The organism is Azospirillum agricola, from assembly GCF_017876095.1.
GTDB classification, from domain to species: Bacteria; Pseudomonadota; Alphaproteobacteria; order Azospirillales; family Azospirillaceae; genus Azospirillum; species Azospirillum agricola.
In genome coordinates this window covers 101,663-128,431 of the sequence record NZ_JAGINM010000003.1, presented here as the reverse complement: position 1 = coordinate 128,431, position 26,769 = coordinate 101,663, and the positions used below count along the sequence as shown (strand labels likewise).

Genomic DNA, 26,769 nt, shown 5'->3' with positions numbered 1-26,769 from the left:
GATTCGATCGACCGTGGACATCCGTGACGACCTGAAGCTGATCGCCGAGATGGTGGAACCGGGCAGCCGCGTGCTGGACGTCGGCTGCGGCGACGGCGCGTTGCTCGACTATCTGACCCACGCGAAGAACGTCGACGGTCGCGGCATCGAACTCAGCATGGACGGCGTCCGGCAATGCGTGGCGCAGGGCCTGTCGGTGATCCAGGGCGACGCCGAGACCGACCTGAAGGACTACCCGGCCGACGCCTTCGATTATGTGATCCTCGGCCAGACCCTCCAGGCGATGCGCAACCCGCGCGAGGTGCTGGAGCTGATGTGCCGCATCGGCCGGCGCGCCATCGTCTCGGTGCCCAATTTCGGCTATTGGCGCGTCCGGCTCCAGCTTCTGCTGACCGGGCGGATGCCGGTGACGGAAAAGCTGGGCTACCAGTGGTGGGAGACGCCCAACATCCATTTCTGCACGTTGCGCGACTTCGTCGTGCTGACCGGGGAGATGGGAATCCGCATCGAGCAGGCCCGCATCCTCGACCGCGCCGGCCGCGTCACCGGCCGGGCGCATTCGGGCTTCGCCAACCTGCTGGGCGAACAGGGCGTCTTCCTGCTGAAGCGCGACTGAGCGGCGCGGGGGAACGGAATCGCGCGAGGCCGGGGGCCGGGCCGGCAACCCGGACCCGTTTCCGGTGTTTAGGGAAAAAGCCTTTTCCCAACCGGAAGGTCCGCTCCATGCCCCGCCCCCTCCTGTTCGCCCTGCCCGCCGCCGCCCTGCTACTGACGGGAGCCGCCCAGGCCCAGACGGCCCCCGCGCAGGCCTCCCCGGACACCACCGCCCAGATGGCCGCCCCGTCGGGGACCGCCGCGCCGCCGCCGCTGATGACCGCGCCGCGCCCCGACGACCGGCCGACCACCGACCCGCTGGCCTCGCCGTCGGGCGTCAGCGGCTCGGCGCCTTCCGACGAGGTGCGGAACCCGTCGCCGCCGGTCGCCTCGCTGCCGCCGGACGCGCTGACGGCGCCGCAGGCCCAGGCGATGGTCGGGACCGAGTTGCGCACCCGCGACGGTCAGGTCGGCGGCCGGATCCTCGACTTCACCATGGCGGAGCCGGATGGGCGCATCGCCCGTGTCGTGCTCGCCCCCAACGACGTGCTGGGGCTGGGAGCCAGGATGGTGACGGTGCCGGTGACGGCGCTGAAGATGGAGGACGGCACCCCGACGCTCGACATGGACGCCGCCGAACTCGCCCAGGCGCCGGGCTTCGCCTACGGCATCGACCAGCGCACGCTGATCCGGCGCCAATGATCCGCCGGGAATGATACGCGGGGAATGATCCAACGGCGCCGGCGGCCGGAAGCGCCGCCGCTCAGCGGACGCGGCGGCGCAGGCTGCCGGTCAGGCAGGCGACGAGGCACAGGCCGGCGCCCAGCGCCATCGACCACACCGTGCCGTCGGCCTTGCCCAGCCCGCTGAACAGCAGCCCGACGGCGGCCGCTCCCAGCGTCTGGCCGAGCAGCCGGCCGGTCGCCTGGATGCCGCTGGCCCCGCCGCTGCGCTCCTTGGGCGCGCTGCTGACCAGCACCTTGTTGTTGGGCGTCTGGAACAGGCCGAAGCCCAAGCCGGCCAGCGCCATCCGCCACGCCACGTCCCAGAAGGCCGGGTCGGGCGGCAGCGCCCCCATCAACGCCAGCCCGGCGGCGAACAGGGCCAGCCCGGCGCCGCTCAGCAGGCTCGGCTCGTAGCGGTCGGCCAGCCGTCCGGCCAGCGGGGCGACGAGCGCCACCGCCACCGGCCAGGGCGTCATCAGCAGGCCGGTGTCGCCCTGGCTGCGCCCCAGCACGTCCTCGAAGAAGAAGGGCAGCGCCACGAAGGCGATGTTCTGCGCCGCGAAGGAGCAGACCGACGTCACCACCGACAGGGCGAAGACCGGCCGGCGCAGCAGATCGACCGGCAGCAGCGGCGCCGCCTGCGACAGCCCGCGCCGGACCAGCGCCACGCCGAAGGCCAGGGCACCGGCCAGCTCCAGCCCGGTCATCCAGTGCGGCTGGCTGCCATCCAGCCCCTTGAAGCCGAGGATCGCCAGCCCGAGCGTCAGCGCGTTCAGCGCGGCGCCCGCCGTGTCGAAGCTGTGGACAGAGCGCGGCGAGTGCGGCAGCGCCTTCGCCGCGACCACCAGCGCCGCCAGCCCGATCGGCACGTTGACGGCGAACAGCCAGGGCCAGGAGGCGACGGAAAGGATCAGCGCCGCGACGCTGGGCCCCGCCGCCGTCGTCACCGCGACGATCAGCGCGTTGTAGCCCACCCCGCGCCCGAGCTGGGCCGTCGGGTAGATATGGCGGACCAGCGCGAGGCTGACGCTCATGATGCCGGCGCCGCCGAGTCCCTGGAGCACCCGCGCCGCCGTCAGCAGCGGCAGCGAATCCGCCAGCGCGCAGGCCAGCGACGCCACGGTGAACACCGCCAGCCCGCCCCAGTAGACCCGGCGGTAGCCCAGGATGTCGCCCAGCGAGGCGAGCGGGAACAGCGAGATGGTGACGGCGATCTGGTAGGCGTTCACCACCCAGATCGACTGCGCCGCGTCGATGGCGAATTCGCGCTGGATCGTCGGCAGGGCCATGGTGGCGACCACGCCGTCCAGCACCGCCATGACCAGCGCCGCCGTCATCGCCGCCATCGCCCAGTAACGCTGCGGAACCGGAAGGCCGTCGGCGGCGGGAACGGCGGCGGATGGGGCGGGCGATGGGCTGTGCGGCATGGGCCGGGAGCATAAGGGGCGGATCATTCTCCACCCTCCCGATTTCTTCGCATGCAAGCGTTGCGGCGGCGGAACGGGGAACCCGCCCCGTCGAGCCCCTGTTGGAGAGGCACTGTCTTCCACCGCAGGAGCGGCTTCGATGACCAAGCACATCCCCCCCGTCCCGCCCGCCGGACGCAGCGACAAGGGTCCGGCCGGCGTGCCGGAGAGCGCCCCGGCCGACACGGCGGCCGACAACCGTTCGCCGCCGGCGAACCTGAAGGAGCAGGACCGTCAGGGCAACACCGCCCAGAACACCACCCATCAAGGCCTTCAACAGGACCGGTGAGAGCCATCATGACGAAGCGACACGAGGCGACCGACCGCCATCACGGCGGCCCCGGCAGCAGCCAGCAGAACGCCGACAAGCCGCAGCCCCCCGCCGAGAAGCACCCCCGCCCCGGCGAGCCGACCAACACCGAGCGCAGCCACATCTCCGGCGGCGGCGGGGAGCGCGACATCCACCACACCCACGATCCCCGGACCAAGAGCTGACGGAAACCCTTCGCCCCTCGCCCGCCGGACGGTAAAGGGCCGGGAGCGTGGCCGGAGCGGCCAAAGTCCATTCACCGAAATCAGTGTCGCGCAGCGATACGACGGCCGGAGCGAGCGATCGCTCCGGCCGTTGCCGTCTCAATCGCCGAGCGCCGACTGCGCCCGCGCCGCCCGGTGCAGGGGCGGCACCCGACCAGGGTAGAGGTTGGCCGAGATGTCGCGCACCGCGCCGCGCAGTTCCTCCAGGAAGGCCGGCTGGCCGTTGCGGATGATGTGCGGCGTCAGGCCGGTCAGGCTCACCGAGGCGACCAGCGCGCCGTCGGGGTCGAAGACCGGCATGGCGATGGCCGACAGGCCCTCGTAGACGTCGTCCACCGCCACCGCCCAGCCGCGTTGCCGCACCGTCTCCAGCTCTTCCAGCAGCACGGCCGGGTCGGTGGTGGTGTAGGGCGTCAGGCGGGTGGTGCCGCGCGCCAGCACCCGCGCCACCTCCTCCTGCTCCAGATAGGCGAGCAGCACGCGCGGGGCGGCGCCGCAGTTCATCGGCAGCTGCCCGCCGACGATCCACCAGCGCACCTCGACCGAGCGGTCGCTGTGGAACTGGTCGAGGCAGATGGCGGCGCCGTCGTGATAGACCGACAGGAAGACCGTGCTGCCGGTGGCCTTGGCCAGCCGCGACAGCACGGTGGCGGCGATCTGCCGCAGATCGCGCCGCTCCGGCACCACCCCGGCCAGCTTCAGGATCTCCAGCCCGAGGCTGTATTTCTGAGTCTGCGCGTCGAACACCGCGAAGCCGTCCTGCACCAGCGTCAGCAGGATGCGCCGCGCCGTGCCCTTGTCGAGCTTCGCCGCCCCCGCGACCTCGGTCAGCGAGAGCGACGGCCCCTCCTGGTAGAAGCTGCGCAGCACGGCGAGCGCGCGGGACACGGCGCGGACGCTCAGCCCGTTCTTTTCCGTCCCCTGCTCCGCCCCCTGTTCCGTGGCCTGCTCGGCGCCCTGGGTGTCGTCCTGATCCTTGTCCATACGCAAAACCTCTCGTGGATGGCGAGCCGCCGGGTCCCGAACCGGTCGGTTTCATCCCGTTCCGGTAGCATTCGTTCGTCGCGCCCCGTTGTGCAAGCCCAATGTCGGTTCCGCTCATCGGTGTTGCAGAGTGATACCATATTTGCCTGTTGACACTCTTCATGGCAAATGGTTTCCTTTGCGAACAAACAGAACAAACGGCAGGAGGGGAGGCGGATGACCACCATCGCCCACACCCAGACCCCCCACACCATTTCGCTGGGCGCCTTCACGGTCACGCGGATCGAGGAGATGCTGACGCCGGGCTTCGATCCGGCCTTCCTGTTCCCGGCCTATGAGGAGGCCATCTTCGAGGCGGATCCCGATCTCGCAGCCCCGAACTTCCTCGACCCGGCGTCGCGCCGCCTGATGTCGAGCATGCATTCCTGGCTCATCCGCACCGCCGACCACGTCATCCTGATCGACACCGGCTGCGGCAACGGCAAGCACCGCGACACGCCGGGCTTCGAGCGCTTCCACATGCTCGACAAGCCCTACCTCCAGCGCCTCAAGGAGGCCGGCGTGCACCCCGAGGAGGTGACGCTGGTCATCAACACCCACCTGCACATCGACCATGTCGGCTGGAACACGCAGTGGGTCGACGGCCGCTGGGTGCCGACCTTCCCCAACGCCCGCTACATCTACGGCGCCAAGGAGTTCGCGCACTGGCGCTCGCCAACCGGCGGCCTCGTCACCATGCCGGGCAACGGCCCGGTGATGGAGGACAGCGTGATGCCGGTGTGGGAGGCGGGACAGGTCGAGCTGATCGAGAGCGGCGACCGCATCCTCGACGGGCTGGAGGTCGAGCTGGCACCGGGCCACACGCCGGGGCAACTCTTCGTCAAATTGGAGTCCGACCGCCACGCCGCGGTCTTCACCGGCGACTGCCTGCACCAGCCGATGCAGATCACCCGGCCGAACTGGAACAGCCGCTTCTGCGAGGACCAGACGGAAGCGGTGGCGACGCGCCGCCGCCTGCTGGACTTCGCGGCCGACCGCGAGGCGCTGGTCTTCCCCGCCCATTTCGGCGCGCCGCACACCGGCTTCGTGCGCCGCCGCGGCGAGGATTTCCGCTTCGAGCCGCTGAACGGGACGGTGTGAGCGCTGTCCGCAAACTTAACCCTCTCCTCCCCGGGGAGAGGGTGGGGCCGCAGGCCCCGGTGAGGGGGCGTTACGGCCGGAAGGGCGGAAAAAGACCGACTCAGCCACAGCTTCCGGTTTGCGGCACGCGATGCCTCCCCCTCACCCAACCCTCTCCCCGGGGGGAGAGGGCCAAGTTGCCACCGCCACGTCATCACGCTGATCCAACGACCCGAGTTTTTCGACACTCTGACGCAGAGGCACATTTCGATGAGCATCGCCGCCCTCGAAGGCTCGGCCACCCTGCCGGCCACCCTGCTTGACGACCTGCGCGCCGCCCTTGGCGCCGAGGCCGTGCTGGACGACGAGAAGAGCCGCAGCTTCTACGCCAACGACGTCTTCTGGCAGCCGGGCGTCGCCCCGCTCGCCATCGTCCTGCCGCGCACGGCCGACGAGGCCGCCGCCGCCGTGGCCGCCGCCGCCAAGGCCGGCGTCGCCATCGTGCCGCGCGGCGGCGGGATGTCCTACACCAAGGGCTACCTGCCCAAGCACCCGAACTCGATCGTCGTCGACGGCCGCAAGCTGAACCGCGTCGTCGAGCTGAACACCGCCGACCAATACGTCACGGTCGAGACCGGCTGCACCTGGGCGGCGCTGAACGAGGCGCTGGAGGGCACCGGCCTGCGCACGGGCTATTGGGGGCCGCTGTCGGGCATCAACGCCACCATCGGCGGCGCCCTGTCGCAGAACAGCGCCTTCTTCGGCTCCGGGGTCCACGGCACGGTGGCGGAGACGGTGCTCGGCGTCACCGTGGTGCTGGCCGACGGCCGCAAGGTCACCACCGGATCGGGCGGCCGCGTCGGCGCCAAGCCCTTCAACCGCTTCGGCGGGCCCGACCTGACCGGCATCTTCCTCGGCGACAACGGGGCGATGGGGCTGAAGGTCGCGGCGACGCTGCGCCTCTACCCGCGCCCGGAGAAGGTGGACTTCCTGTCCTTCGGCTTCCAGACCATGCAGGCGATGGCCGCGGCCCAGGTCGAGATGGCGCGCTCGCGCTGCGTCTCGGAAGGCTTCGGCATCGACCGCACCAAGATCGAGCATTCGGCCAGCGTCAACAAGCTGTCGGACGGGCTGAAGACTCTCGGCAACCTCGCCATGGGCGGCAAGTCGCTGCTCCAGGGTGCCAAGGACGCGCTCGGCGTGGCGACCGCCGGCACCGCCTTCCTCAAGGCCCACAACTTCACCCTCCATCTGGTGGTGGAGGGGCGCACCGACGGCGAGCTGCGCCATTCGCTGGACACGCTGCGCGCCATCGGCAAGCGCCATGGCAGCGAGATCGAGAACAGCGTCCCCAAGGTGATGCGCTCCAAGCCCTTCGGGCCGGTGCGCGGCATGCTGGGGCGCGACGGCCAGCGCTGGGTTCCCATCCACGCCGTCTTTCCGCTCGGCGACGCCGCCAAGGTGATCGAGGCGAACGACGCCTTCTTCGCGGAGAAGCGCGCCTTCATGGAGACGCACGGCATCATCTATTCGGTGATGACGATGACGGTCGGCAACGATTTCTTCCTGGAGCCGGCCTTCTACTGGGACGACGAGATCACCCCGCTGCACGCCGCCAGCCTGGGCGAGGAGGTGGTGCGCCCCTGGCGCGACCGCAAGGCGAACCCGGCGACCCGGCAGGCGGTGGCGGAACTGCGCCGCGCCACCCAGGAACTCTACGCCGGGCTTGGCGGCATCAGCTGGCAGGTCGCCCGCGACTACCCCTTCCGCGAGATCCTTTCGCCCGAGACCTGGGCGCTGCTCGACGGCGTCAAGCGCGCCGTCGACCCGCAGGGCCTGATGAACCCCGGCGCACTCGGCCTCGACTGAGCGCACCGGAACGGAGACCGCCGCCATGGGCTACACCATCACCGAGAAGATCCTGGCGCGCGCGGCGGGACTGCCCGCCGTCCGCGCCGGCCAGGACATCAAGGCGAAGCCGGACTTCGTCCTCGCCTACGACTTCCCCGGCTACACCGACGTCTACTTCAAGACCATGAAGGAGGATTTCGGCATCGAGCGGGTCGCCGAGCCGGAGCGCTTCGGCATATTCATCGACCACATGGTGCCGACCGCCACCGCCAAGGAAGAGGAGCTGCACATCAACACCCGCACTTGGTGCGCGGAGAACAATGTGCCGCTGTTCGAGCGGCGCGGCATCGGCCATCAGGTCGCCTGCGAGGTCGGCTACGCGACGCCCGGCGCCTTCGCCGTCCATTTCGATGGCCATGTCAGCCAGTTGGGCACCTTCGGCACGCTCGCCATCGGGCTGCGCCGCAACGTGCTGGAGGCCTTCGTCAGCGACACCGTGTCGCTGCGCGTGCCGCACACCGTGCGGGTGAACCTGCACGGGTCTTTGCGGCCCGGCGTCATGGCGCGCGACGTGTTTCACCATCTGGTCCGCGTGCTCGGCCCCAGCTCCTGCCGCTTCCAGGTTCTGGAAATCGGCGGGCCGGCGGCGGCGGCGATGAGCACGGAAGGTCTCCAGACCATCACCGGTCTGGCGATGTTCACCGGGGCGCTGACCGCCATCGTCAACCCCGACCCGGTGCGGCTCGATTACGCCCTGCCGCGCGCGCGCAAGAGGCTCGACCCGGTGTCGAGCGACCCGGACGCCGAGTACTCGGCGGTGCACGAGGTTGATCTGTCGGCGCTGGAGCCGATCGTCGTGGTGCCGCCGACCCCGGCCGACACCCGCGACCTGACCGACTTCCTCGGGCTCGACATCCAGGCCGGCTATCTCGGCTCCTGCGCGTCCGGCCGGCTGGAGGACATGCGCGTCGCGGCCAGGATCCTCGGCGGCCGTCAGGTGAAGGGCGGCGTCTCGCTGCACATCATCCCGACCAGCCAGGAGCTGATGGCGGCGGCGGCGCGCGAGGGGCTGATCTCCACCCTGGTGGAGGCCGGCGCCTTCGTCTCCTCGCCGAGCTGCGACTATTGCTTCGGCCGCATCGCGACGATGACCGCCAACCAGCGCGCGGTGTCCACCGGGACGCTGAACGTGCGCGGCCGCATGGGCAGCCCGGATTCGGAGATCTACCTGTGCAACGCCGCCGTCGTCGCGGCCTCCGCCATCGAGGGCCGGATCGCCGATCCGCGCCCCTACCTGTGAGGCCCGCCATGGCGCTGACCCCCCTGCGCGGCCGCGTCGCCTACATCTTCGACGAGGTCAATTTCGACGTCGACCAGATCGTCGGCGTCAAGAACATCAAGATCACCGACGTGGAGGAGCTGGCGAAGCTCGCCATGCAGCCCTACGACCCGGATTTCGCCGCCAAGGTGAAGCCCGGCGACCTGCTGGTCGGGGCCGGCAACTTCGGCTACGGCCACCCGCACTACCCGCCGATGAAGGCGATGCGCCATCTCGGCATCGCCGGGGTGATCGCGGAATCCTTCTCGCCCGGCTACTGGCGCGGCGAGATCAGCATGGGCTTCCCGCAGGTGAGCTGCCCCGGAATCCTCGGCTTCGTCCAACGCTGGGACGAGCTGGAGGTGGATTGGACCACCCACACCATCCGCAACGTCACCCAGGGGACGACGATCGCCTTCGAGCCGCCGCCGCAGTCGGACGCCGAGATGATCGAGGCCGGCGGCCTCGTCCCCTACCTGAAACGCCAAGCTGCTGAACAACGCGAACGGAAAGGAAGCGAGCATGTCCAGGGGGCCTGAGTTCCGCAACCGCGTTCTCGCGCGGAAGACCGTCTGGTCGGCCGGCGCCTACGACGCGCTGTCGGCCCGCTTCATCGAGCAGGCCGGCTTCGACGCCCTGATGACCTCGGGCTTCGGCGTCTCCGCCTCCTTCCTCGGCCAGCCGGACGCCGAGCTCTACACCATGTCGGAAAACCTGACGGTGGTGCGCAACGTCGTCTCGGCGGTCAAGCTGCCGGTCATCGCCGACATCGACACCGGCTACGGCAACGCCATCAACGTGATGCGCACGATCCGCGAGTTCGAGGCGGCCGGCGTCTCCGCCGTCATCATGGAGGATCAGGTGGCGCCCAAGCGCTGCCCGATCTGCGTCGGCGGCGTCGAGGTGATCCCGCTGGAGGAGGGCGTGGCCAAGATCCAGGCCGCCGTCGCCGCCCGCCGGGATCCCAACATGCTGATCGTCGCCCGCACCGACGCCGTCGATCCGGCCGAGGCGATGAAGCGCGGCCGCGCCTATGCCGAGGCCGGCGCCGACATGATCCAGCCGATCAGCAAATGCTTCAGCTCAATCGACGGGCTGCGCGCGATGCGCGAGGCGGTCGGCGTGCCGCTGTCCCTCCAACTGCTGGGCTGGCTGGAAAAGGACCTGTCGCCGGCCGAGGTCGAGGAGGTCGCCGGCATGGCGACCTACGCGCTGGTGCCGCTGATGACGGTGGCCTCCGCGCTGAAGGAGAATCTGGCGGCTCTGGCGCAGCGGCGTTCGACGAAGGATCTGCCGCGCCCGGTCACCGACCACAACAGCTTCATCGACTTCATCGGCTTCCCGGAAATCGAAGAGCTGCAGAAGAAGTATCTCAAGAGCGCCTGAACGCGCCGGCCTCATCCCACTGGCCCGACTCAACAAAGCGACAATCAACGGAGGAAACCATGCTCGGAAGGCGCGATCTCATTGCGGCGGCGGCCGCCCTCGCCCTGTTCGCTCCCCTGGCCGGCGCCCAGGCCCAGCAGCCGCCGGTGCGCATCGCCCTCATCGGGCCGATGAGCGGCACCGGCGCCTTCGAGGGCCAGCTCGGCCTGGAGGGCGCCCAGGCGGCGGTGTCCATCCTCAACGCCAAGGGTGGCGTCGCCGGCCGCAAGCTGGAGCTGGTCACCTACGACGACAAGGGCTCGCCCGAGGACGGCGTCAGCGCCGCCAAGCGCGCCATCGAGCAGGACAACGTCGACTTCATCATCGGCGGCTGGTTCAGCGCCGTGGCGCTGTCGATGAAGGAGGTCACGCGCGACAAGATCATCACCGTGATGACCAGCTCGCAGCACCCCAAGGTGACGGAAGAAGGCCACAAGTACCTGTTCCGCCTCAACGCCACATCGGCGATGATGTCCAGCTTCTACTCCAAGGCGATCTGCAACCAGATCAAGCCGAAGTCGGTCGCCTTCATGAACGTCAACGACGACTGGGGACGGCTGGAGCTTGAGAACTACACCAAGCTGCTCGGCGCGTGCGGCATCGAGGTGAAGGGCCACGAGTTCTACAACCGCACCGACACGGACTTCACCACCGCGCTGACCAAGCTGAAGGCGATGAACCCGGACGCCATCTATGTGGCGGCGATCAACACCTCGCAGGGCGCCACCATCTACCGGCAGGTCCGGCAGACCGGCTTCCGCGGCAAGGTCATCGCCTCGGCCGGCAACATGAACCCGAAGCTGGTCGAGCTGTCGGGCAACTCGCTGGAGAGCGTCTATTCGGCCTCGCCCTTCGTCGAGGACAACGGCCAGCCCTCGATGAAGCCGTGGCTGGCGGAATACCGCAAGTCCTACAAGAACGAGCCCTCCTTCATCGCGGCGCTCGGCGCGCAAGGCGTCGAGGTCATCGCGGCCGGCATCGCCGGCACCGGCGGCGATCCGCGCGCCTACGACAAGATCGCCGCCTATCTGAAGGCGAACGAGATCCCGACCGTGCTCGGCAACGTCCGCTTCTCCGACCAGGGCCAGGCGACCCAGCCGATCCACCTCGTCCAGGTCAAGAGCAAGCAGATCGTCGCCGTCCGCGACTGACGACCGGCCGTGCCGTCTCCCTCTCCCGCCCCGGGAGAGGGAAGGGGCCCATGCGGAGCATGGGAAGGGTGAGGGGCGATCGGGCGTGCGGCTTCAATCCATGCCCCGATAGCCCCTCACCCTCCCCACCGCTGCGCGGCGGGTCCCCTCCCTCTCCCGGGGCGGGAGAGGGCTTCTCGCTCCGTCCCTCCGGCACCCCGACAAGGGAAGGTTCCCACCTCCATGGATGTCACCGTCTTCGCCCAGCAGATCGCGAACGGCTTGGTCAACGGGATGGCCTATGTGCTCATCGCCACCGGGCTGACGCTGGTCTTCGGAGTGCTGCGCATCGTGAACTTCGCCCATGGCGAGTTCTACATGCTCGGCGCCTACCTCACCTACTTTGCCGGAACCCTGTTGGGGCTGGACTACATCACCGCCGCCCTGCTCGGCGCCGTGGTGGTGGCGGCGCTCGGCGTCGCCGCCAACAAGCTGATCTTCTGGCCGCTGCGCCGCGACCACGAGTTCACCATCCTGCTTTCCAGCCTGGGCCTCGCCCTGCTGATCGCCAACAGCGGCGAGCTGCTGTTCGGCGCCGACCCGAAATACGTCGAGAGCCCCTTCGCCGACGAGGTGCTCGACATCGGCACCGTCACCCTGACCCAGCAGCGCGTGCTGGTGTTCGGCGCCGCCGTCGCAGTGCTGGTGGCGGTCTATCTGTTCATCCGCTACTCGCGCTTCGGCAAGATGATGCGGGCGACCGCGCAGAATCCCGACGGCGCCGCCCTGACCGGCATCAACATCGGGCTGGTCCACAGCTACACCTTCGCGCTTGCCTGCGGCCTCGCCGCCCTTTCCGGCGCGCTGGTCGGCCCGACCGTGATGATCTTCCCGACCATCGGCAACTGGGCGGTGCTGAAGGGCTTCATCGTGGTGATCATGGGCGGGCTCGGCAGCGTCACCGGCGCGCTGTTCGCCGGCCTGCTGCTCGGCGTCATCGAATCGCTGGGCGGCGGCTACATTTCCCTCGGCTTCATGGAGGCGATCGGCTACGCGATGATCATCGCGGTCCTGCTGTGGCGCCCCAACGGCCTGTTCAGCACGGCAAGGGGGCTGCGATGAGCACTCACACCACCGCCCCCACCGGGGGCACCGCCGCCGGCGTTCCGGGCGGCATTCCCGGCGGCACGCTGGGGCTCGCGGGCGGCGCGCTGCTGCTGGGCGTCCTGCCCTTCCTGGCGGGCAACGCCTATCTGGAGCATCTGCTGGTGCTGTGGATGCTGTACGCGCTGCTGGCGCTCAGCCTCAACATCATCATCGGCTATCTCGGCGAGCTGTCCTTCGGCCACGCCGCCTTCGTCGGCGTCGGCGCCTACACCTCGGCGATCCTGTCGACCCAGCTCGGCCTGCCGCCGCTGATCGGGCTGCCGCTGGCCGGCATCGTCGCGGCGCTGTTCGGTCTGGTGATCGGCTACGCGGCGCTGCGCGTCGTCGGGCCGCAGTTCGCCATCCTGACGCTCGGCTTCGGCTCGATCCTCTACACCGTCACCAACCACTGGGTGGATCTGACGCGCGGGCCGATGGGCATCTCCAACATCCCGCCGCTGTCGCTGGGGCCGATCACCTTCGCCGAGGCGCGCGAGACCTACTACCTCGTGCTCGCCCTGGTGCTGATCGTCGCCTTCCTGTGCCATGCGCTGGTCAACAGCCGCACCGGCCGCGCCTTCATCGCCGTGCGCGAGAACGCGCCGCTGGCCGCCTCGCTCGGCGTCAACGTCTTCCACACCAAGCTGCTCGGCTTCGTCGTCGCCACCGCCATCGCCGGCGTCGGCGGCGCCATCTACGCCCACTACATCAAGGTCATCACCCCCGACATCATGGGCGTCCACAACGTCGCGGCGCTGATCATCGTCGTCGTCGTCGGCGGACGCGGCACCATCGCCGGGCCGATCCTGGGGGCGCTGGTCTACATCGGCCTGCTGGAATCGCTGCGCGTCGCCGGGCCGCTGCGCATGGTGGTCTTCGCCGCCCTCTTGACCGGCACCGTGGTCTTCCTGCCGGGCGGTCTGGTCAGCCTGTGGAGCCGCTGGCGCGGTCCCCGCCACGCCGAAGGAGGCGCCAAATGAGCACGGCCATGAACGCGGAAATCCTCTCGGTCAGCGGCCTGACCCGCGTGTTCGGCGGCCTGACGGCGGTGCGCGACGTCGACCTGTCGGTGCGCGCCGGCGAGGTGGTCGGGCTGATCGGCCCGAACGGCGCCGGCAAGACGACGCTGTTCAACATGCTGGGCGGCTCGCTGCCGCCGTCGGCCGGGCGCATCCGCTTCGACGGCGCCGACTGCACCGGGCTGCCGTCGCACGCCATGGGCCAGCGCGGCGTTTCGCGCACCTTCCAGATCACCAGCGTCTTCCCCAGCCTGAGCACGCTCGACAACGTGCGCAGCGCCGCCTACCGGACGACGAAGGCCGGCTGGGGCGCCGCCGTCTTCCGCACCGCGGCCTATCGCAACGAGGAGGCCGATCTGCACCGCCGGGCGATGGAGAACCTCGCCTTCTGCGACCTCGACCACCGGGCCGACGTGCTGGCCGACGCGCTGTCCTACGGCGAGCAGCGCCGGCTGGAGATCGCCATCGCGCTGGCCGCCCAGCCGCGCCTGCTGCTGCTCGACGAGCCGGCCGCCGGCATGAACCCGGAGGAGGGCCAACGGCTGGTCGAGATGATCCGCCGCATCCGGGCGCGCGGCGTGACCGTGCTGCTGGTCGAGCACCACATGCGCGTCGTCGCCGCCGTCTGCGACCGGCTGTTCGTGCTCGACCACGGGGTGAAGATCGCCGAGGGGCCGCCGTCCCAGGTGCTCAACGACCCCGAGGTGATCCGCGTGTATCTGGGACGGGAGACGGTCGATGCTTAAGCCCCCGATGCTTCAAGTTGAAAAGCTGCAAGTGAGCTACGGCCACCGCGAGGCGGTGCATGACGTGTCGCTCAGCGTCGAGGCGGGCGAGATCGTCACGCTGGTCGGCTCCAACGGCGCCGGCAAGACGACGACGCTGAAGGCGATCTCCGGCCTGCTGCGCGCGTCGGGCGGGAGCATCAGCTTCGAGGGCGAGCGCATCGACCGGCTGGCGCCCCACCAGATCATCGAGCGCGGCCTCGTCCATGTCCCGGAAGGCCGGCTGCTGTTCCCCGAGATGACGGTGCTGGAGCATCTGGAACTGGGCGCCCTGCGCGGCCGGCCGGGCGAGATGGGGTTCCCCGAGCGGCTGCGCTGGGTCTACGACCTCTTCCCGGTGCTGGCCGAGCGCCACGCCCAGAAGGCCGGCACGATGAGCGGCGGCCAGCAGCAGATGGTGGCGATCGCGCGCGGCCTGATGGCCAACCCGAAATGCCTGATGCTGGACGAGCCGTCGCTCGGCCTCGCGCCGATCATGGTCGACACGCTGGCCGACACCATCAGGAACCTGCATGGCGCCGGCATCACCGTGCTGCTGGTCGAGCAGCGGGTCGACCTCGCCCTGCGGCTGGCCGACCGCGCCTATGTGCTGGAGACCGGCCGCGTCGTGATGGAGGAGGCCGCCCACACCCTGCTGGCCGACCCGCGCATCAAGACCGCCTATCTTGGCCTGTGAGATGATGGACAGCCTCATCGCCTGCCTGCGGGCGATCGTCGGGCCGGACCATGTCCTGACTGGCGACGCCGACATGGCGCCCTTCCTGGCCGACTGGCGCGGGCGCTACCGGGGGGCGGCGCTCGCCGTCGTCCGCCCGGCCGACACGGCGGAGGTGGCGGCGCTGGTCCGGCTCTGCGCCGAACGGCGGATCCCGCTGGTGCCGCAGGGCGGCAACACCGGGGTCGTCGGCGGCGCCATCCCGGATGCCTCGGGAACGGCGCTGGTGCTGTCGCTGACGCGGATGAACCGGATCCGCGCGCTCGACCGCACCGGCGACACCGTGACGGTGGAGGCCGGCTGCACGCTGGCGCAGGTCCAGGCGGCGGCCGAGGCGGCCGACCGGCTGTTCCCGATGAGTCTCGGCAGCGAGGGGAGCTGCCAGATCGGCGGCGCCATCGCCACCAACGCCGGCGGCACCGCCGTGCTGCGCTACGGCCCGATGCGCGACCTCGTGCTCGGGCTGGAGGCGGTGCTGCCCGACGGCACGCTGTGGAACGGGCTGCGCCCGCTGCGCAAGGACAACACCGGCTACGCCCTGAAGCATCTGCTGATCGGGGCGGAGGGCACGCTCGGCATCGTCACCGCCGCCGTGCTGACGCTGTTCCCGCGCCCGAAAAGCAGCGGCACCGCGCTGGCCGCCCTGCCCGGCCTCGACGGCGCGCTGGAGGTCTTCGCCCGGCTGCGCGCCACGCTCGGCGACCGCGTCACCGCGGCGGAGATCCTGTCGGAAAGCCAGCTCGCCGCCGTGCTCGCCCATGTCCCCGGCACAATCCGCCCGCTGGAGACGCGCACGCCCTGGTATCTGCTGACCGAGGTGACCGACACGCTGCCCGGCCAGCCGCTGGCCGATCGGCTTGATGAGGTTCTGGGCGGCGCGCTGGAGGACGGCACCGCCGCCGACGCGCTGGTCGCCCGCAGCGGGACCCAGGCCGCCGCCCTGTGGAAGCTGCGCCACGGCGTGTCGGAGGCCAACCGCAAGAGCGGCATCGTCGTCGGCCACGACACGGCGGTGCCCATCGCGCAAATCCCCGCCTTCGTCGCCGGCGCCAGCGCGGCGGTCGCGGCGCTGCGGCCCGACGCCCGGATCGTCGCGGTCGGCCATATCGGCGACGGCAACATCCATCTGGTGGTGATCCTGCCCGAGGCGCTGCGGACCTCCGGCGAGCCGCTGGAGCCGATCGTCCGCGCGATCAACGCGGCGGTGCATGACCGCGCCGTGGAGCTGGGCGGCACCATCAGCGCCGAGCACGGCATCGGCCAGAGCCTGCGCGCGTCCCTCGCCGACCTCAAGGGGCCGGCCGAAATGGCGCTGATGCGCGGAATCAAGCGGCTGTTCGACCCACAGGGCATCCTCAATCCGGGCAAGCTGCTGTAGGGCGCGGCATCCCCAGCCCCCCGGCCGGCCGCGCTGGTCAAGCGGCCCGCCCCGCCATGAACCGGCGGCGCGTTCCCGTCACCACGCGTATTTCAAACCGGCGGTCACGCTGTGGCCGGTCTGGTGGCGGGACACCGACAGGTCGTAACCCACATTGACGCGCAGGGCCTGCTCCCCCGCGACGTCGAGGCCGACGCCGAACAGACCCACGTCGCGCCCCGGCCGGCTGCCCTCCGCCGCGAAGGCGGCGCCCGGCGCCCCGACCAGCCCGGCGCTCATGCCGGGCGCCGCGTCGCCCAGATTGTGCTGCCAGCGGACACGGGCCTGCGGCGACACCCGCAGCGTGTCGCCGGCCTCCAGGCTGGTGCGCGCCGACAGGCCGATCGACGGCGCCAGGAGATCGTACGCCTTCGGCGACACCGAGAGGCCGGCGGAACCCGCCCCCCGCTCGGTGAAGGAGTCGACCGCGACGCGCTGCCAGTCGAGCCGGGCCGAGGGCGTCAGGGTGACGGCGCCGAACGCCAGCGCCGTCCCGGCCTCGATCGCGGCGCCCACCCCGTCGGAGGCCGGCGACGCCGTGGCGGTGCGGTCGAGCGCGCCGACGGCGATCCGCCGCTTGACGTCGGTTTCGCCGCGGCTGTAGCCGACCAGCCCGTCGACGAAGGCGGATCCCAGCGTCGCCGTGCCGTAGACCGCCGCGTGCCACGCCGTGGTGTCGCCGCGCGCCTCCCCGGAGGTCAGGCGCCCGCGCGTGTAGCCGCCCGCGAAGCCGCCGACGAGATCCGGCGTGACGGCGTGATCGCCGCCCAGCGCGAAGCCGGCGGCACGGCTGCGCAGGGCTGGCCCGTTGCCGTCGGACCGGGTGTTCGACAGGCCGCCGATGCCCGACAGCCAGAGCGACGGGGTGGCGGGATCGGTCAGGCCGGCGCGGCGCTGGGCCAGCCGGTCGCCGATCCGTTGCGCGAACAGCGTCTGGGCGTGCCGGCCGGCGACGGCAAGCGAGGCCAGCTCGCGGCCCGAGAGGCTGTCGAGCGCCCGCTGCCCCTCCTCCGCGCCGGCCAGCCCGTCGAGCGCTTCGAAGACGCGGTCGAGATCGCCCTGCGCGCCGGTGAGGTAGGAGGCGTTCAGATGGCCGGCGACGGCCCGCTGGTTGGCCGTGTCGGCGGGCAGCGCGAAGTCGCGGCGCAGCGACAGCGTGACGTCGTGGGCGCCGGACAGGGCGCTGCCCCGCAGGAAAGGCGTCACGCCACCGACCTGGAGCTGGCCGGACAGGGTTCCGGCGGCGCTGACGACGCGCAGGTCGAGATTCCCGACCTTCGCACCGTCCACGATGGCCACGTCGATGGCGCCGTCGAGCACGGCGTCGCCCCCCACGGCGAGCGCGTCGCCGCGCGTCCCGTCCACCTCCAGCGCCAGCCGGCCGCCGGCCCGCTGGACATAGTCGCCCCGCACCGTCAGCGTCCCGATGGAATTGCCCGGCGCCACGGTGCCGTCGTTGACGAGACCGGCGCCAATGGTCCCGCTGCCGGACAGCCGCGCGCCGTGATCGACCCGCACCGCGCTGGCCAGAGACCCGTTCAGCGTCAGCGTGCCCGCCGCCACGCGGGTGCCGCCGGCGTAGCTGTTGCGGCCGGTCATGGTCAGACGGGCGCCGCCGTCCTTCAGCAGCGCGCCGGTCCCGCCGATGTCGTTGGAGAAGGTGACGTCGCGGGTCGCCACCGTGGCGTGGAAGCCGTCCGCCGCGATCTCGCCGGGGCCGCCCGACGCCTTGCCGAGATCGACGAGGCCACGGCCGTAGACCGCGTCGGTGCCCGGCTCGCCGAGGTCGGTGGTGGTGGTCAGCAGGGTCTTGATCAGCTCGGTCGCGGCGAGGTCGGGAAAGGCCTCGGCCAGCACGGCGAAGGCGCCCGCCACGTGGGGCGCGGCCATCGAGGTGCCGTCGAGCCGGTCGTACCCCCCGTTCGGGACCGTCGAGTTGATGTCCACCCCCGGTGCGGCCACGCACCAGTCGGCGGTGACGCCGCAGCGGTTGCTGAAATCGGCGATGACGTTGTTGCGGTCGGTGGCGACCACCACCACCAGCCTCCCCTTCAGCGCGCTGAAATCATGGGTCGCCGCGCTGGGCGTCTCGTCCGCGTTGATGATCTGGTAGACGCCGTCTCCCTTGGTCGCCGGGCTGACATAGGGCAGCAGGCCGGCGCTGGTCGGGTTGCGGGCGACGATCGGCTGGCCCTCGAACTCGTTGCCGGCGGCGAAGACCGGGATCACCCCCTGCCGGACCGCCCGCAGCAGCGCCTGGTACTCCGTCACGTCGTCCGGTCCGAACGGGGTGGTGGACAGCAGGGGAGCCCCCTCCCGCGAATCGCCGAAGGACGGGCCGTAGCTGGCGTTGATGATCCTCGCCCCAAGCGCCACCGCACGGTCGATGGCGGCCGCCGTGGTCGCCGACGGCGTTCCGGGAAGCGCCGTTTCCTCCAGCGGCGGGGACGCCGGGATGCCGCGCAGCGCCAGGATGCGCGAATCGAAGGCGACGCCCATCATGCCGGCGCCGTCGCGCCGCGCGCCGACGGTGCCGGCGACGTGGGTGCCGTGCCCATCCACATCCTTGGGATCGCCGGGATCGCCGTTGAGGTCGCTGAGCATGAAGTTGGCCCAACGCGGATCGAGCTTGCCCACGAATTCACGATGGGTGACCTCGATGCCGGTGTCGACCACGCCGACCAGCACACCCTTGCCGGTGAAGCCCCGCGCGTAGGCGGTCGAGGCGTTCATCGCCGCCAAGCCCCAGTCCGCGCGGTATTCGGCGTCCTCGAAGCCCGCGGCCGTGGAGTGCGCGGCGGTCTGCGCGGCGGCGGTTGCCGCGACCAGGGCGGTCGAGCCGAGAAGCAGCCCGCCCAGCCAGCCCAGGCGGCCACGGAGGAAAAGGTCCGGCGTGGTCATCGGCGTGTTTCGATCCCTGGATTTTGAAAATGATTGCGTGTCGAACGCATCTTCGGCGTTGTAGCGCATTTCCGCGTTCTGCAACACTTGGTGGTTCCCGTCGAATCACGGAACCGCCACCGCGTGGCCCGAAGATCACAGAGGACCGGCGCGGCGCAGCACGACCTCGAACAGGGCGCCGCGTTCGGCCGGCAGCAAGGCGATGGTTCCGCCATGCGCCTCGACGAGCCCGCGCGTGATGGTGAGGCCGAGCCCGGTGCCGCCGTGGCCGCGTGCCGTGGTGAAGAAGGGGTTGAAGACGCGCTCGGCGTTGGCCGGCGAGACGCCCGGCCCGTCGTCGGATATCAGCAGGACCGCCCGCTCCCCCTCGGGCCGCGCCTCGGAGCGCAGCGTGACGGCGACCCGCGCGTCCGGACCGGCGTGGCGCCGCGCGTTGTCGATCAGGTTCGCCAGGACGCTCTCCAGGGCCTCCAGCCCCATGGCGACCGGCAGCGACTCCGGGAGCGACGTCTCGGCGCCGTGGCGTCCGGCCAGACGGGCGGCCACCGGCACCGCGTCGGTCGCCGCATCCTCCGCCACCGTCATCACGTCGGCGCGGGCGAGTTCGAGCAGGCGGCGGACCAGCCGGGACAGCCGCTCGGCCTCGGAATCCATGTTGGCGAGGAAACGGTCCCGCTCGGCGGCGGGCATGCTGTCGAGATGGTCGCGCAACAGCTCGACGGTGCCCCGGATGGTGGTGAGGGGGGTCTTGAACTCGTGCGAGACGTGGGCGGCGAAGTCGCGGATGTAGTCGGCCCGCTCCTCCAGCGTCGCCGCCATCCGGGTCAGCGCGTCGGACAGCTCGGCCACCTCGCGCACCACGGGACGCGGCAGCGGGACCATCACGCCGCGCTCGCCGTCCGCCGTGCGCTTGGCGAGCGCGGTGACGGTCCGCAGCGGCCGGGCGATGGCGACGGTGCCCAGCCGCGCCAGCAACCCCACCGACGCCAGCAGCAGCAGCGTCATCCCGACAAGGTGCCAGCGCTTGCCGTACAGGGTGTCCGAAAGGCTGCGCGGCGTGCGCGACAGCAGCACGACGCCGACGACGCGGCCGGAATCGAGCACCGGCTGGGCGGTGAAGACCCGCAGCGACCGGCTGCGGTCGGGAACCGCCACGCCGTCGAGCCCGACGCGGGTGCCCGAGCGCTCGCGCAGCACGCTGGCCGGCTCGCCGGCCAGGGCGCGGCGGACCTCCTCCTGCCCGTCCAGCGCGAGCCCCAGCTCCTCGCCGGTGCTGGCGACGACGATTCCCTGGCGGTCCGTGACCCGCATCCCCGCCAGGGTGACGCGCTGCGCCTCGCGCAGGATCGGCCCGAGCGACTCCCCGGCGGCGACGGCGGCGGGGTCCGGCGCGGAGGGCGCCGGAACCGGGTCGGGCGCGGCCGGCAGCACCGGATCCTCGGCCAGATCCAGCGCGGCGAAGCGGGGCGTCCAGGGAGCCTCGAAGCCCGGCGGGCGTGTCCAGGGCGGGTCGAGCGGCGGCCCGAGCCCTTCCGGCCACCCGCCGGCCCGGCGCCAGCCGTCGCGGTAGAAGGCGGCGATGACGCCGGCCTGGGCGATCAGTTCCGATTCCGTCTGGCGGATCAGGGCGCTCTCGTAGAGGCGCAGGATCCACAGCCCGCTCAGCGGCAGCACCAGCGCCGCCAGCGTCATGACCAGCAGCACCGTTCCGATGGACAGGCGCCGCCCGGACGGCCGCCTCATCGGCAGTCCGACAGCTTGTAGCCCAGCCCGTGCACGGTCTCGACCGGCGCGCCGCCCGCCGCCTGGAACTTGGCGCGGACCCGGCGGATGTGGCTGTCGACGGTGCGGTCGGCGACGTAGCGCTCGGTCGCGTAGGCGCCGTCCATCAAGGCGTCACGGCTGAACACCTTGCCCGGACGCTCGGCCAGCGTGCGCAGGAGGCCGAATTCGGTGGCGGTCAGCGTCACCTCCGTCCCGTCCCAGAAGGCGCGCACCCCCTCCGGCTCCAGCCGCAGGCGGTTGTGGCGGAGAACCGGCTCGGAAACCGCCGGCTCGGGCGGCGCCACGCGGCGCAGCACCGCCTTGACCCGCGCCGTCAGCTCGCGCGGGGAGAAGGGCTTGGTGACGTAGTCGTCGCCGCCCAGCTCCAAGCCGAGGATGCGGTCGATCTCGTCGTCGCGCGACGACAGGAAGATGATGGGAACCCGGCTGTCGCGGCGCAGCCGGCGGCAGACCTCGGTGCCGTCCATCTCCGGCATGGCGATGTCCAGCAGGATCAGGTCGGGAGCCTCGCCGGCGGCCAGCGCCAGCCCGCGCGCGCCGTCCTCCGCCTCGACCACGGCGAAGCCCTCGCGCATCAGGGCGAAACGGACGATGTCGCGGATGTGGGGATCGTCGTCGATCAGCAGGATCTTGGGGGTCTTGGGCATGGCGGCGCAACTCTACCCGATCCCCTGCACAAGTTCTGCACGGAGTTTCCTCCGTCCCTGCAAGGCCGCGTCATCGCCACGGCACGGCACGGCGGCACAGTGCGGGCCTGTCCCCTCCAACCGTCTCCCGGAGAGTCCTTCATGACGACCGCGCCGCCCGATCCGCCGATGGCGCCCGCCGCTCCGCTCCCCCCGCACCGACGCCGCCGGCCCGCGAAGGTCCTGCAAGTCGCCGGGCTGCTGCTCGCGACCCTGCTGGCAAGCGTGCCGATCGCGGGAATCATCCACGAGCGCGAGGAACGGCAGGCCGAGATGCGGGCCGAGATCATGCGGAGCTGGAGCCCGGCCCAGACCGTCCACGCGCCGGTCCTGGCGGTGCCCTACACGGCGGCCCACGGCAAGACCGGCGGCTACCTGAAGATCGCCCCCCGCGAGCTGTCCACGCAGGCCGTGCTGGCCCCCGAACGGAAGAAGCGCGGCCTGTTCTCCGCCATCGTCTACACCACGACCCTGGACATGACCGGCACGCTGGCGATCCCGTCCGCCGCCGATCTGGAGGCCATCACCGGCCCCGGCGGCGCGGTCTTCTGGGAGGACGCGGTCGTCCTGCTGCAAGCATCGGGGCTGACGGGCATGACGGCCGGGGACCGCATCGTCTGGGACGGCCGGACGCTCCCCTGGCGGGCCTGCTACGAGCTGGTTCCCCACGCCGGCGATTGCAGCGACGCGCCGCTCGTCGCCCGCCCGGCGCTGACGGCGGCCACCGCCGCCGCGAACGCCGAGATCCCGTTCCAGGCGACGGTGACGCTGCGCGGAACCGAAGCCTTCCGGCAGAGCGTGTACAGCCGGCAGACCACGGCGGTCGTCAAGGCCCCCTGGCCGACGCCGAGCTTCACCGGCAGCGTGCTGCCCGCCGACCCGACCGTGACCGACGACGGGTTCGAGGCGCGCTGGCGCATGCTGGATTTCTCGAGGCCGCAGCTCTGGTCCACCGTCCGGCTCTCGGAAACGCCGGACCCCGACTGCCTTCCCTCGATCGGCGTGACCCTGCTGGAAGCGGTCCCCACCTACCGCATGATCAACCGCGCGTCGAAATACGCGCTGCTCTTCATCGTCCTGTCCTTCACCGTCTACGCGCTGTTCGAGCTGCTGTCGGCGGTGCGCATCCACGTCGTCCAGTACGGCCTGCTCGGGCTGTCGATGACGCTGTTCGCCCTGCTGCTGGTGTCCTTCGCCGAGCCGCTGGGCTACGCCGCCGGCTACTGGATCAGCGCGGGCCTCGTCCTGAGCCAGGCGACGGCCTACACCGCCGCCGTCACCCGCCGGCTGCTGTCCACCCTGATCTTCGCCGTGGTCCTGTCCGGCCTGTTCGGCTTCCTCTACGTGCTGCTCAGCCTGGAAAGCTACGCGCTGCTGGCGGGGTCTGTCGCGCTGTTCCTGACCCTGTCGGTCATCATGGCGGTCACCCAGCGCGTGGACTGGCGGGGAGAGCGGCCGTGAGGACCATGACATGGTGGCTGGGCGGCTTGGTCCTGGCCTTCGCCGGGGCCAACATCCACGACCCCTACATGGTGCCGGTGCGCGGCTGGTCGCTGCCGGCGATCGTGGCGGCCGGGCTGTGCGGCCTGCTGGTCCAGCTTCGCGGCCGGGCGCAGCGTGGGCTCCGCCACCGCCTCCTGCTCGCCCTGCTGTGGGGGGCGGTGCCGCTGTCCGCCCTCGGCGCGGAAGCCGTGTTCCAGACGCGCAAGGCGTCGGTGCTGGCGGCGCGCGGGCCTCTGGCGCTCGAACTGGGGCGGCACTTCATCGTCGGCTACCGGCGGGTCGATGAGGTCGAGGCGCTGGCCGCCCACGGGCTGATCGGCGGCCTCTTCGTCACCCGCCGCAATCTGGCCGGCCGCACCGCCGAGGCGCTGGGCGCGGAGATCCGCCATTTGCAGGACATCCGGCGGCGCGCCGGACTGCCGCCCCTGACGGTGACGGCCGACCAGGAGGGCGGGATCGTGTCGCGGCTGTCGCCCTGGCTGCCGCACCGGCCAGCCCTGTCCACGCTGGCCGGCCTGCCGCCCGACGAGCGCCGCGCCGCCGCCCACGCCCTGGGGGCCGGCCATGGGCGGGACCTGTCGTCGGTCGGCGTGACCGTCAACTTCGCGCCGGTGCTCGACCTGCGCCACGACCGTCCGCGCGATCCGCTGGACTTCAACAGCCGGATCACGCAACGAGCGATCGCCGACGACCCGGAAGTGGTGGCCGAGATCGCCGCCGCCTACGCCGCCGGGCTGTCGGAGGCCGGTGTCCGGCCGACGGTCAAGCATTTCCCCGGCCTGGGCCGCGCCGGTCGGGACACCCACCATTTCCGGACCGCCATCCGCGAATCCCGCGCGGAGCTGGAGGAGACGGACTGGCGCCCCTTCCGCCAGCTGCTGGCGGACGACCCGCAAGCCCTGCTGATGGTCGGGCACGCGATCGTCGCCGCCATCGATCCCGACCGGCCGGCCTCCCATTCGCGGCTGGTGATCGACGGGGTGATCCGGCGGGACTGGGGCTTCGACGGGCCGATCGTCACCGACGATCTGGTGATGACGCCGGTCTACCAGTACGGGCTGTGCCGGGCGGTCGCCGAGGCGCTGAACGCCGGCGTCGACTACCTGCTGGTGGCCTTCGACGGCCGCCAGTTCTACCGGGCCATGGCCTGCGCCCTGGAAGCCGGGAAGCGTGGCGAACTGGACGGTGCCATGCTGGCGGCGAGCCGCGCGCGGCTGCCGCAGGCCCCGGCGGATGCGGATGCGGATGCCAAGGTGGCGGCGAAGCCGGAGCGCTGATCCTCCACCGGCGCGTCAGTCGGGCCAATCCGGCTGCGCCCAATCCTCCGCGTCGGGGTCCGCCGTCCCCAGGGGGGCAACCGTCGCCCCGGCGTCGAGCGCCGCCGCCAGCCAGGGCTCGACGACGGCGACCGGCGACGCCCGGCACCAGCGGCGCCGGCGGCCGTCCCAGCGGCAGTGCCCCTGCCGCTTCATCTCCTCCCGGAGTTCCCAGGACGGGATCGCCGGGAACCGGAGTTCCAGCCCGCGCTCGCTCTGCGCGACCTCGACAACCTCGCCTGCGGGCGTGGTGTGGGTCAGCCCCTCCTCCAGCGCGCGCCGGATCGCCGTGGCCCGGTCGTCCCGCAAGCGGGCCTCCGCCGCGCGCTGCTCGCGGCGCTCGGCGAGGGCGTCGGCGATCCAGTCGGGCGGCTCGTCGAGAACCCGGCAGCCGGCACCGCCGCGCGGGCCGGGCGCCTCCTCGACCAGCCCGGCCTGCACCAGATCGGCGAGCAGGCTCTTGAGCCGGTCGCGGTCGGCCCGGACGCCGGGCGGACGGCGCGCCGCGCACTCCGCCAGGGTGAAACGCTCCCCCGCTCCCCAGGTTTCGTAGATTCCGGCGGCGAGCGCGTGCAGATCGCCGATGCGGTCCTGCTCGCCGGCCAGCCGCTCCCGGATCACCGGGTTGAACGGCCGCTGGACATCCCCTTCCAGCCCGCAGGCCGCGCATGCCCAGCGGCCGGGATCCGAAAGACGAATCCGGGGCGCGCAGAGCCGGCTGCGGCAATGCTCCTCGCTGCCCGGCTCGGGCGGGCCCGGCCGGCCCTCCAGCAGAATGCGGATCGCGTCGGCGGGCTCGTCGGCGATCTCCTTCAGCCGGGCGGCGACATCCGCCGGCAACCAGACCTCGGCGCCCTCGCCGGCGAGACGCCTCCGCAGCGAACGCCAATGCGCCGGATCGAGCAGATCGACGACGCGCTCGGCCGTGTAGGTCTCATCGAAGCGGTCGGCCAGGACCTCCGCGAGACCCGCCAGCGAGGCCGGCGGCGCCAGCGCCCCCCGGTCGCCGTCCAGGACGATGCGGCGGGCCTCCGCGAGGATCGCCGCGCTCTCGTCCCGTCCAATTCCACGCGTTCCGGCCATGCCCGATCCGTTCCTCCGCCGCCTCCCCCTTCAACCATGGTCGCGCCCGGAACGCTCTTCAAGCGGATGGGCCGCCGGGCTGGGTGCCGCAGCCGGCCGGGGTCGGAACCCGCCGCCACAGCGGCCATCAATACTTGCATTTTTCATGAGTTCATATGTATTCGTAAGATTTATCCGCCCAGAATTCAATGATTTATTGTCGCATACACTGCGACAAATCTTGACGATTACCGAGTATCCGAAAAACACTCGCCCATCGACAACCAATGGGAGCGGGCCATGAGCAGCGGGTTGACCGTCAGTGATCTGTTTGCGGGATCGTCCATCGCCGTCGTCACGCCGCCGGCGGACGGAACCAACCTGATCGCCTGGGCCGACGGGCGCCGCGACGCGATCCGGGCGCTGCTGGCCGAGCGCGGGGCGGTGCTGCTGCGCGGCTTCGAGGCGCGGCCGGTGGCCGGGCTGGAGGATTTCCTCTCGCTCTTTTCACAAGACCTGCTGACCTACGTCAACCAGTCGACGCCGCGCACCCGCGTCGACGGCAAGGTCTACACCACCACCGAATACCCGGCCAACCACACCATTCCCCAGCATTGCGAGATGGCCTATCACCGCGACTGGCCGATGCTGCTGGCCTTCCAGTGCGTGGTGCCGGCGGCGACCGGCGGCGAGACGCCGCTGGCCGACATGGAGCGGGTGACGGCCCGCATCGGAACCGAACGCATGGCCCGCTTCCGCGAGCGCGGCGTCCTGTACGTGCGCAACTACGGCCACGGCGTCGACCTGCCCTGGCAGACGGTGTTCCAGACCGACGTTCCGGGCGAGGTGGAGGCCTATTGCCGGGCCAACGGCATGGACTTCGCGTGGCTGGGCGGCGACCGCCTGCGCACCTCCCATGTCTGCCAGGGCACCGCCCTCCATCCCGGCAGCGGCAAGGAGCTGTGGTTCAACCAGGCCAACCTGTTCCACATCTCCAGCCTGCCGGCCGAGTTGCAGGAGGCCATGATCGCCATGTTCGGCGAGGACGATCTGCCCCGCAACGCCTTCCACGGCGACGGCGGCCCCATCGCGTCGGCGGATCTGGAGGCGGTGCGGGAAGCCTTCGCCGCCGAGACCCTGGCCTTTCCCTGGCTGGCCGGCGATGTGCTGCTGATCGACAACATGCGCTATTCCCACGGGCGCACCCCCTTCACCGGGGCGCGGCGCGTGGTGGTGGCGATGAGCGATCCCCACAGCGCCCTGGTCTGACGCCGGCTCCCCCGGTCTC

At 71.2% G+C, this 26,769-nt stretch carries 24 protein-coding genes; 18 read left to right on the top strand and 6 right to left on the bottom strand.

Features of this window, described 5'->3' with window-relative positions; translation table 11 throughout:
- The first annotated feature begins 13 nt into the window (after positions 1-13).
- Both metW and J2847_RS04995 read left to right on the top strand, forming a co-directional pair.
- Positions 14-616 carry a methionine biosynthesis protein MetW gene (gene metW, locus J2847_RS05000; protein WP_325169332.1) on the top strand — a complete coding sequence of 201 codons (603 nt, stop codon included), beginning with the start codon at positions 14-16 and terminating at the stop codon, positions 614-616.
- Positions 617-723: 107 nt separating this feature from the next.
- Complete coding sequence (locus J2847_RS04995) at positions 724-1,296, top strand: PRC-barrel domain-containing protein (RefSeq protein WP_209777459.1); 573 nt, start codon at positions 724-726, stop codon at positions 1,294-1,296.
- 61 nt (positions 1,297-1,357) lie between these two features.
- On the opposite strand, the gene J2847_RS04990 is transcribed toward J2847_RS04995, so the two are convergent.
- Positions 1,358-2,746 carry an MFS transporter gene (locus tag J2847_RS04990; protein ID WP_233474296.1) on the bottom strand — a complete coding sequence of 463 codons (1,389 nt, stop codon included), beginning with the start codon at positions 2,744-2,746 and terminating at the stop codon, positions 1,358-1,360.
- Between the two features lie 139 nt (positions 2,747-2,885).
- Here J2847_RS04990 and J2847_RS04985 point away from each other — a divergent pair, with 139 nt between their 5' ends.
- Together J2847_RS04985 and J2847_RS04980 are read left to right on the top strand one after the other, a co-directional pair.
- A complete protein-coding gene (locus J2847_RS04985) occupies positions 2,886-3,074 on the top strand; it encodes a hypothetical protein (RefSeq protein WP_209777456.1) in 189 nt (62 codons plus the stop codon).
- A gap of 8 nt (positions 3,075-3,082) precedes the next feature.
- Entirely contained in the window at positions 3,083-3,280 is a 198-nt protein-coding gene (locus J2847_RS04980) for a hypothetical protein (protein ID WP_209777454.1), read from the top strand.
- Positions 3,281-3,418: 138 nt separating this feature from the next.
- Here the strand turns inward: J2847_RS04980 and J2847_RS04975 are convergent, their stop codons facing one another.
- On the bottom strand, positions 3,419-4,303 hold the full coding sequence (locus tag J2847_RS04975) for an IclR family transcriptional regulator (protein ID WP_209777453.1): 885 nt from the start codon (positions 4,301-4,303) through the stop codon (positions 3,419-3,421).
- 216 nt (positions 4,304-4,519) lie between these two features.
- Between J2847_RS04975 and J2847_RS04970 the strand changes: the two genes are divergently transcribed.
- From J2847_RS04970 to J2847_RS04920, 11 genes are all read left to right on the top strand, one after another.
- Complete coding sequence (locus J2847_RS04970) at positions 4,520-5,443, top strand: MBL fold metallo-hydrolase (RefSeq protein WP_209777451.1); 924 nt, start codon at positions 4,520-4,522, stop codon at positions 5,441-5,443.
- Positions 5,444-5,692: 249 nt separating this feature from the next.
- On the top strand, positions 5,693-7,291 hold the full coding sequence (locus J2847_RS04965) for an FAD-binding oxidoreductase (RefSeq protein WP_209777450.1): 1,599 nt from the start codon (positions 5,693-5,695) through the stop codon (positions 7,289-7,291).
- Between the two features lie 25 nt (positions 7,292-7,316).
- A complete protein-coding gene (locus tag J2847_RS04960; RefSeq protein WP_209777448.1) occupies positions 7,317-8,573 on the top strand; it encodes a 3-isopropylmalate dehydratase large subunit in 1,257 nt (418 codons plus the stop codon).
- 8 nt (positions 8,574-8,581) lie between these two features.
- Positions 8,582-9,130 (top strand): 3-isopropylmalate dehydratase small subunit, encoded by a 549-nt coding sequence (locus J2847_RS04955; RefSeq protein ID WP_233474295.1) that lies wholly within the window; start codon positions 8,582-8,584, stop codon positions 9,128-9,130.
- Positions 9,114-9,977, top strand: coding sequence for an isocitrate lyase/PEP mutase family protein (locus J2847_RS04950; RefSeq protein ID WP_209777447.1), 864 nt, complete (start codon positions 9,114-9,116; stop codon positions 9,975-9,977). The genes J2847_RS04955 and J2847_RS04950 overlap by 17 nt, the downstream gene beginning before the upstream one ends.
- A gap of 59 nt (positions 9,978-10,036) precedes the next feature.
- Complete coding sequence (locus tag J2847_RS04945; RefSeq protein ID WP_209777445.1) at positions 10,037-11,167, top strand: ABC transporter substrate-binding protein; 1,131 nt, start codon at positions 10,037-10,039, stop codon at positions 11,165-11,167.
- 222 nt (positions 11,168-11,389) lie between these two features.
- Positions 11,390-12,268 carry a branched-chain amino acid ABC transporter permease gene (locus J2847_RS04940; RefSeq protein ID WP_209777444.1) on the top strand — a complete coding sequence of 293 codons (879 nt, stop codon included), beginning with the start codon at positions 11,390-11,392 and terminating at the stop codon, positions 12,266-12,268.
- Complete coding sequence (locus J2847_RS04935) at positions 12,265-13,272, top strand: branched-chain amino acid ABC transporter permease (protein ID WP_209777442.1); 1,008 nt, start codon at positions 12,265-12,267, stop codon at positions 13,270-13,272. Before J2847_RS04940 ends, J2847_RS04935 begins: the two co-directional genes overlap by 4 nt.
- Positions 13,269-14,057, top strand: coding sequence for an ABC transporter ATP-binding protein (locus J2847_RS04930; protein WP_209777440.1), 789 nt, complete (start codon positions 13,269-13,271; stop codon positions 14,055-14,057). Before J2847_RS04935 ends, J2847_RS04930 begins: the two co-directional genes overlap by 4 nt.
- Positions 14,050-14,772 (top strand): ABC transporter ATP-binding protein, encoded by a 723-nt coding sequence (locus tag J2847_RS04925; RefSeq protein WP_233474294.1) that lies wholly within the window; start codon positions 14,050-14,052, stop codon positions 14,770-14,772. Before J2847_RS04930 ends, J2847_RS04925 begins: the two co-directional genes overlap by 8 nt.
- A gap of 1 nt (position 14,773) precedes the next feature.
- Entirely contained in the window at positions 14,774-16,189 is a 1,416-nt protein-coding gene (locus J2847_RS04920) for an FAD-binding oxidoreductase (RefSeq protein WP_209777439.1), read from the top strand.
- Positions 16,190-16,267: 78 nt separating this feature from the next.
- On the opposite strand, the gene J2847_RS34780 is transcribed toward J2847_RS04920, so the two are convergent.
- The 3 genes from J2847_RS34780 to J2847_RS04905 form a co-directional block, all read right to left on the bottom strand.
- Positions 16,268-19,129, bottom strand: coding sequence for an autotransporter domain-containing protein (locus tag J2847_RS34780; RefSeq protein WP_209777437.1), 2,862 nt, complete (start codon positions 19,127-19,129; stop codon positions 16,268-16,270).
- 135 nt (positions 19,130-19,264) lie between these two features.
- Positions 19,265-20,872 (bottom strand): sensor histidine kinase, encoded by a 1,608-nt coding sequence (locus tag J2847_RS04910; RefSeq protein WP_209777436.1) that lies wholly within the window; start codon positions 20,870-20,872, stop codon positions 19,265-19,267.
- Positions 20,869-21,561, bottom strand: a complete 693-nt coding sequence (locus J2847_RS04905) for a response regulator transcription factor (protein ID WP_209777434.1) — start codon at positions 21,559-21,561, stop codon at positions 20,869-20,871. Before J2847_RS04905 ends, J2847_RS04910 begins: the two co-directional genes overlap by 4 nt.
- Positions 21,562-21,702: 141 nt before the next feature.
- Here J2847_RS04905 and creD point away from each other — a divergent pair, with 141 nt between their 5' ends.
- Both creD and J2847_RS04895 read left to right on the top strand, forming a co-directional pair.
- Complete coding sequence (gene creD, locus J2847_RS04900; protein ID WP_209777433.1) at positions 21,703-23,061, top strand: cell envelope integrity protein CreD; 1,359 nt, start codon at positions 21,703-21,705, stop codon at positions 23,059-23,061.
- A 5-nt stretch (positions 23,062-23,066) separates the two neighbouring features.
- Positions 23,067-24,380: a glycoside hydrolase family 3 N-terminal domain-containing protein gene (locus J2847_RS04895; RefSeq protein WP_233474317.1), complete on the top strand. Its 1,314-nt coding sequence runs from the start codon at positions 23,067-23,069 to the stop codon at positions 24,378-24,380.
- 15 nt (positions 24,381-24,395) lie between these two features.
- Here J2847_RS04895 and J2847_RS04890 read toward each other — a convergent pair whose 3' ends face one another.
- A complete protein-coding gene (locus tag J2847_RS04890; protein ID WP_209777429.1) occupies positions 24,396-25,502 on the bottom strand; it encodes a hypothetical protein in 1,107 nt (368 codons plus the stop codon).
- A 279-nt stretch (positions 25,503-25,781) separates the two neighbouring features.
- On the opposite strand from J2847_RS04890, the gene J2847_RS04885 reads away from it, so the two are divergent.
- On the top strand, positions 25,782-26,750 hold the full coding sequence (locus J2847_RS04885; RefSeq protein WP_209777427.1) for a TauD/TfdA family dioxygenase: 969 nt from the start codon (positions 25,782-25,784) through the stop codon (positions 26,748-26,750).
- Positions 26,751-26,769: the final 19 nt, after the last annotated feature.

What these genes read in the sequence shown, in the direction of transcription:
- J2847_RS04995 (WP_209777459.1), top strand. Translation starts at nt 724, where the DNA reads ATGCCCCGCCCCCTCCTGTTCGCCCTGCCCGCCGCCGCCCTGCTACTG.
- J2847_RS04990 (WP_233474296.1), bottom strand. Translation starts at nt 2,746, where the DNA reads ATGCCGCACAGCCCATCGCCCGCCCCATCCGCCGCCGTTCCCGCCGCC.
- J2847_RS04985 (WP_209777456.1), top strand. Translation starts at nt 2,886, where the DNA reads ATGACCAAGCACATCCCCCCCGTCCCGCCCGCCGGACGCAGCGACAAG.
- J2847_RS04980 (WP_209777454.1), top strand. Translation starts at nt 3,083, where the DNA reads ATGACGAAGCGACACGAGGCGACCGACCGCCATCACGGCGGCCCCGGC.
- J2847_RS04975 (WP_209777453.1), bottom strand. Translation starts at nt 4,303, where the DNA reads ATGGACAAGGATCAGGACGACACCCAGGGCGCCGAGCAGGCCACGGAA.
- J2847_RS04970 (WP_209777451.1), top strand. Translation starts at nt 4,520, where the DNA reads ATGACCACCATCGCCCACACCCAGACCCCCCACACCATTTCGCTGGGC.
- J2847_RS04965 (WP_209777450.1), top strand. Translation starts at nt 5,693, where the DNA reads ATGAGCATCGCCGCCCTCGAAGGCTCGGCCACCCTGCCGGCCACCCTG.
- J2847_RS04960 (WP_209777448.1), top strand. Translation starts at nt 7,317, where the DNA reads ATGGGCTACACCATCACCGAGAAGATCCTGGCGCGCGCGGCGGGACTG.
- J2847_RS04955 (WP_233474295.1), top strand. Translation starts at nt 8,582, where the DNA reads ATGGCGCTGACCCCCCTGCGCGGCCGCGTCGCCTACATCTTCGACGAG.
- J2847_RS04950 (WP_209777447.1), top strand. Translation starts at nt 9,114, where the DNA reads ATGTCCAGGGGGCCTGAGTTCCGCAACCGCGTTCTCGCGCGGAAGACC.
- J2847_RS04945 (WP_209777445.1), top strand. Translation starts at nt 10,037, where the DNA reads ATGCTCGGAAGGCGCGATCTCATTGCGGCGGCGGCCGCCCTCGCCCTG.
- J2847_RS04940 (WP_209777444.1), top strand. Translation starts at nt 11,390, where the DNA reads ATGGATGTCACCGTCTTCGCCCAGCAGATCGCGAACGGCTTGGTCAAC.
- J2847_RS04935 (WP_209777442.1), top strand. Translation starts at nt 12,265, where the DNA reads ATGAGCACTCACACCACCGCCCCCACCGGGGGCACCGCCGCCGGCGTT.
- J2847_RS04930 (WP_209777440.1), top strand. Translation starts at nt 13,269, where the DNA reads ATGAGCACGGCCATGAACGCGGAAATCCTCTCGGTCAGCGGCCTGACC.
- J2847_RS04925 (WP_233474294.1), top strand. Translation starts at nt 14,050, where the DNA reads ATGCTTAAGCCCCCGATGCTTCAAGTTGAAAAGCTGCAAGTGAGCTAC.
- J2847_RS04920 (WP_209777439.1), top strand. Translation starts at nt 14,774, where the DNA reads ATGATGGACAGCCTCATCGCCTGCCTGCGGGCGATCGTCGGGCCGGAC.
- J2847_RS34780 (WP_209777437.1), bottom strand. Translation starts at nt 19,129, where the DNA reads ATGACCACGCCGGACCTTTTCCTCCGTGGCCGCCTGGGCTGGCTGGGC.
- J2847_RS04910 (WP_209777436.1), bottom strand. Translation starts at nt 20,872, where the DNA reads ATGAGGCGGCCGTCCGGGCGGCGCCTGTCCATCGGAACGGTGCTGCTG.
- J2847_RS04905 (WP_209777434.1), bottom strand. Translation starts at nt 21,561, where the DNA reads ATGCCCAAGACCCCCAAGATCCTGCTGATCGACGACGATCCCCACATC.
- creD (WP_209777433.1), top strand. Translation starts at nt 21,703, where the DNA reads ATGACGACCGCGCCGCCCGATCCGCCGATGGCGCCCGCCGCTCCGCTC.
- J2847_RS04895 (WP_233474317.1), top strand. Translation starts at nt 23,067, where the DNA reads ATGACATGGTGGCTGGGCGGCTTGGTCCTGGCCTTCGCCGGGGCCAAC.
- J2847_RS04890 (WP_209777429.1), bottom strand. Translation starts at nt 25,502, where the DNA reads ATGGCCGGAACGCGTGGAATTGGACGGGACGAGAGCGCGGCGATCCTC.
- J2847_RS04885 (WP_209777427.1), top strand. Translation starts at nt 25,782, where the DNA reads ATGAGCAGCGGGTTGACCGTCAGTGATCTGTTTGCGGGATCGTCCATC.